Annotated in this window: 2 protein-coding genes; both read right to left on the reverse strand. The window is 31.6% G+C overall.

Annotated features, from left to right (window positions below; translation table 11 throughout):
* Positions 1-3 precede the first annotated feature (3 nt).
* On the reverse strand, positions 4-3,408 hold the full coding sequence (locus Q0662_RS04205) for a T9SS type A sorting domain-containing protein (protein ID WP_298947448.1): 3,405 nt from the start codon (positions 3,406-3,408) through the stop codon (positions 4-6).
* A 31-nt stretch (positions 3,409-3,439) separates the two neighbouring features.
* Entirely contained in the window at positions 3,440-5,875 is a 2,436-nt protein-coding gene (locus Q0662_RS04210; protein ID WP_298947450.1) for a BNR-4 repeat-containing protein, read from the reverse strand.
* Between the last annotated feature and the right edge of the window lie 137 nt (positions 5,876-6,012).

Raw genomic sequence — 6,012 nt, forward strand, 5'->3', positions numbered from 1 at the left:
AAATTAATGTTTTATTACTTTCAAAATTACTGGCGTATTTAAATTTAATTTTACAAAATAAATACCATTAGAAGTATCTGAAATATCTATATTTAAAAAGCCATTATTGACTTTCTTTTTGATTGATTTTACCAATTGTAATTGCATATTGTAAACTTCAAATTTCACCTGACTAAGATGCTCTGGAATTGTTAATTGAAATTTCCCTTTTGATGGATTTGGATATGCAATAATATGATTAAGGTTTTTTTTTATGTCTTTATTTGATAAAATATAATCCAAAGTATATTCTGAAAATGCTTTTCCATCTGCATCCGCATTTATTGTATTATCTATAAAAGTTAGCTGACTTCCTTTTCCTATATACAGGGAGACATCTGTTGTAGATGCTTTAACTAAAGTTCTAACGATGGCAAACCTTCCTGTAAAAGCAATGTTGAAATCTGGTAAATTAATAGCAACATTATCATCATCATTAGACAAAACATAATCAATAATTTCTTGTCCATTAATTTGAGAAATCACTTTTACACCAACAATTTTTTCGTCTGCTATAATATTTTGGGTTGATTTTATGGTTGACACATCATTTGCTGATGGTTCGTATATGGTAATGAAAGGTTGATTCCAAGCTTCACCATATTTACGCGCAACAAAAACCTGTGTGTCTTTTTGATCATAGCCATTGCTTACTTCTTGTGTTGGAGGTGCTAATGCTGCACTATATTCTTTATCTACACCTCCTGGAACGTTAACATGCAAATAATCATTTGTTGCTTGTAAATCGAACCTAGCCGTAATTGAATTGCTTGTTAATGCAGATGTTTTTGTATTAGAAAACCATCTCCATCCTGGTTGTTTTCTATCATCACCTATATCATTTTGGTATCTATTTGGAGTATTTGTTAAACTTAAAAGATTGCCTTCTGTTTTAATTTGCATAACATCTCCTAAACCATGAAACAAGTAATCGTGATAATTATTGGTTACATTCGATTTTGACCTAAAAATATCGACATAATAACCAGAAGTACTACTTGTTCTAATAATACTATTGGTGCGTTGCTGATCTACATTATTTTGATTATCATCTAAAAATTGTGTTGAAAAACTAAAATTTGCAGCAATTGGGTTTGCATACGGTTTTGGCTCTGAAGCCTGTAATACAATTGGATCTACAATATTTTGCCAAGTGCTACCTCCGTTTGTTTTAGGACCTCTACCAGAAGAACCATTTACAATAATTGTATTATGTGCAGCATAAGAAACTGCATATTGCTCATGTAATTCCGAACCATATCCGCTTGCTGAACCACCAAAATCTGGCCCAATAACATAGCCTACACCATACAATTCCATATCTAATCCTGAAGCGTGTGCATGTACATATGTACCACCTCCTGTATAATACATTAAACCATTTTGTTTATCATCTACTCCAGAATAATTGCGTTGCATAACAACGCCAGCATGCGATGCTTTAACGGTTCCATATTTTGGCTCACCATCTGCGCTAATCGAATTATCAATATTTACACCCCAAAGTAATTGTAAAGGACTGTTCCATTCTAAACGTTGATTTTCTATAACTGGATTATAACCTCCATCTTCAGCGTAGATTTTTTTTAAGGTTGATGATGCTCTTTCTTTCAAATCTGTATAACCCTTTTTATCTGCAATTTTTAGAACACTTCTAAAAATATGTGCGTGGTCAGTAAAACTTCTACCTATATCTCCATAAGCCATTGTTGCCCCATTTGGATATAAGAAGTTTTCATAAATAAAAATACTTTCTAAAATGTCTTTATTATTATCAACAATATTTAAATCAGGCTGATAATCATCTATAATATTCATCAATTGAATAAATAAAGCATGAGTGAATTTACCATAACCCGCAGATTCTGGCCACAAACGATCTTGAGTACTAAATCTATCTAACATCCAATTTACTCCTGGTTGGTTGCTATTGGCTGCACCATTCATCAATAGATTAAAATAAGCTTCTCTCTTTGCATCATCTTCCATACACATTACACTATACAAAGCACCTGGAAGTTCTAGCACTGGATGATTAGACCCATTTCCACCTATTTCTATAACATTATCTGCCATTACTTCAAAGGCTTTTTGAGAGGTTTCAAAATTAAAAGGAACTTGGCTATTACTTGTTAAATCATAGACTGTTTTTCCTGTGGATGAAATAAAAGGTTGCACAAAATCGTAAATCATTGCTACTCTTGTAAAGAGCTCTCTTGGCGGAATTAAATGATTAAAACTGCCTGTATAAAATTGAAAATCTGTATTCTGAACGCTTAATAGTTTTACATATTGATGCAAAATATCTGAAGCAATTTGTGCATATTTTTCATCTTCTGTTAAATAATACAACATTGCACATTCTACACCAATATTTAATCGTGTTCTATGTGTAGTTCTATTTCCAGGTATTGGTGGTATAATAGAAATTTCTGCGCTAGGGTTACTTGCATGATTTAAAAATCTTGAAGCCTGATTTTGTTTTAATTGATTGAATAAACTGCTTGCCCAAGTATGATTAGAAATATTATCTAAAATACCTTGTCTGTCTGCTGGAGAAACCCAAATATGGGGATGTGTTAAAGATTGCGTTCCTGTTCCTGTTCCGTTTCCATTACTTGTTGAATTATTTAATAAATCTGTGAATTCAATATTATCAAAAGAAAAAGTTCCAGTACCTGAACGTGAAGTCGCCTGAATTTTAAATCCTGAAATATCGGCTTTAGGAAAAGCTGTGTTTCTTAATGAAAAATCATTAATAACACTTGTATTACCAACCCATAAATCCATTTTTCCATTAGCAACAGCTTCTGAATTTCCATTTGGTGCAGTATAACTTTGGTCACTACCAGAATTATTTACAATAAAGGTAATTTCTTGCTTACCTGTATAATAACTTGAACTTGGTGCACCTCCAATATTATCTATAGTAGTTACTTTAAATTCATTGGTTCCATTTTTACCAACAATACCAAAACGACTTGCGTAGGTAGAATTTGTTCCAAATGAGGAACTGGAAAAACTATTCCCGATAAAAATGCTAAAAGTTGGATTTTGAGTACCTGATTGATAATTACTTAACTCAAAATCAAATTTGAATTGTACCAAAGTTGGATTTTCTGTTAGATTAAAATTTCTAAACGCATATATGGTAGCTGCCTCAGTTCTTTCAAATTGCAGAGCTCCATTATTGATGCTTGTTACTAAATTCGTTTTACTTTCAGTTAGTCCATTAAAATCACCAATATCTGGCACAGTACTAATGTAATCTGAAACTACTGTTGAAACACTAAAATCTTGAGTGAATAATTGTGCTTTTATGGAGCTTGAAAAAGCTAAAACTAAAATCGTAAAAAGTAGTTTTTTCATATTTTTTTCAGGATTAGATAAATCATACTTTTTATTCTATCATTAATTTAGATGAATAAACATTTTGATTACCATCTGTTACGTTAACAAGGTATAATCCTTTGGAAAAACCATTTATATTTATTTCAAACGTAGATTCTTCAAGAGTGTTATTATAAACTACTTTTCCTAAATAATTATAAATTTTAATAGCTACTTTGCCAAGGTTGTTTAACTTTAATGTAAAGTTTTCTCTTGCAGGGTTAGGAAAGATAGCTATTGATGATTTGTTTAATTTTTCTTGTGTAATACTAAGCGTTTGACTTGTAGGAATGGCTTTCCATTTACTTCTTTCATCTGTTTCTGGTACAGAACTTGTATTAACAGCACCATCACTATTATGATATAAAAAACGACCACCTGTACCTGCCTCGAACCTAAACGTATCATCTGATTCATTATAATAAACTTGCCAAATTTTGTCTGTATCGTTAGCTGGAGAAGCTTTACCTGTACTTACTACGAAAAAAGGTTTATTGCCACCATCAAAACCTGAACCTGTTGCCCTAAGTATTCCAAAACTTTCGCTGTCTATATTATAAAATCCTCCTGTTTTTACAAAAGTCCAGTGTGTATTTGTTTCCTTTCCTGAATCTCCCATAGTAACAGGTATTGCACTGTTTCCTGCATCTGTTAAGAATTTTCCTGTAGCTACATTTCTTAATCTGTAAGTATCTAAAGTTAAATCAGATTTATCTATTTCTTTAACATCAATCGTAATTTCTGAAGTACTTATGCTTTCTCCATTGGTTTTGTATGCCACTGCTTTTAATTTGTATATTTCATTTGAATCTGGTGTCCAATCTAAGAGATATGGTTTTGTGGTATCTTCTTGTAATACAACATTATTTATCAAAAATTCAACTTTTGTTATTTCTCCTTCATCTGCAGTTGCAGTTGCGTACAATTGTATTTCTTCTCCTTCCCAAAATGACTGATTATCTGTTGGAGTAACTAAATTTACAGCAAAAGGTTGAGGGCCAGTTACAACATTTAAATCTATAATTTGTAAATATGTTGGTTGTGTATCATCTTTATCTGTAGTGTTGTTTTCTAACAAATAATAATACAGTTTCCCGTCTGAAATATAAACCTGCCCTTTTCTAAAACGTTTACCAGAAGTCTGTTCATATACTCTTGTAAAAAGATTAGTACCTCCAAGTGCTTCTTCTACAAAGGGTCTTCCTGAAGAGTTTAGACCTATAAGATAAACTTTATCTCCTGCAGCATATATTGCTTCAGCACCAGAAAAATCTGTTGAGGTAATAAAATCATTAGCTCCAGCTGGTTTATACGTGTGTACCTGTTTCGTTACGTTATTTTCATTATCCTTTACTCTACCTATAAAGTGTATATCTTCATTATCTGTAACAGTCCAATCAAAACCTTGTACCATGTAAACTTGATTAACAGCTGTAGTTTCTACTAAATCTCCAGGTTCTGAAATTTTAATTAAATCTGATTTTGCAAGAGGTCTTGTAAAACCAGTACCTTCATGATCTTTCCATTGTGTTAATCCACTTGGATCATCAGAATATGCATAATAAAATCCGTTTTGATATTGATATTTATCATTTTTTACATTTGCTCTTTGTTGAAAACCAATTCTTATTTTTCCATTGAAGTATTTTATATCTCCATATAAACCCCAATTGTATGGGCTACCATGACTAGAAGCGCTTGTTCTGTTAAAATCTGTATAGCCTTCCCAGTCATTCCCATCATATTTAGCAAATAAAAACTTACCATTTTCTGAAAAACCAAACCTATTTTTCATAAACAAATCACCTTCGTCATTTGTAAAAAAGGCAGGATATGTTAACAATTTAGTGGTATTATCATCTGTAATTCCAGGAAACCTTAAATGTTTGTAATTATTATTAGGTGATTGCACAAATAGATCAATGGTAAACTCATCATCTGGAACTGTTGCTGCATTTAGTGTCGTGTAAGAATATCTTAAATAGTCATTTGCAAATGCTGCAATTCTACCATTTCTATGCATATCGTACACCATGTGGATTGTTCCGTTTTTTGGAGAAATACCTACTGCAATAGTGTTATGTGTTTCACCTATCCACCATCTTCCATTATAACCAGTATGTTGGTGTGGGAATTCTATTGTTTTTTGAACCCCAGTTTTTTGGTTATACCTAGTCAACATTACATGTCGATCGTTTTTACCCCCTCTATACCAAGTTAAAAAAACAAAATCTCCAAAAACTTTTATACAATCTCCATGAGGTGTTAGTGCCGTTCCATAAACATAATCGTAACCTGTTGATGAATTTGTTGTTGTGTTTAATGGTACTCTATCACCATCAAAATACATGGCCAAATCTGTAATTTTAATTTCTTTTTCTAGAGTTACCTGCGAATATATTGTGGCAGATAATAGAAATATTAGTATTAAAGTTATATTCTTCAACCTATGAGTTTTCATTATTTTAACTTTTCTATTTGTTATGTTATAAAATTGACACTTTATTTACCCGTTGTGCATTTTAAATAATGCTAATTTTAATATTATTAATATTCCTATCGAATATAAATTTATTGATGTAC

This window comes from uncultured Polaribacter sp. (assembly GCF_947503855.1).
Taxonomy (GTDB): domain Bacteria; phylum Bacteroidota; class Bacteroidia; order Flavobacteriales; family Flavobacteriaceae; genus Polaribacter.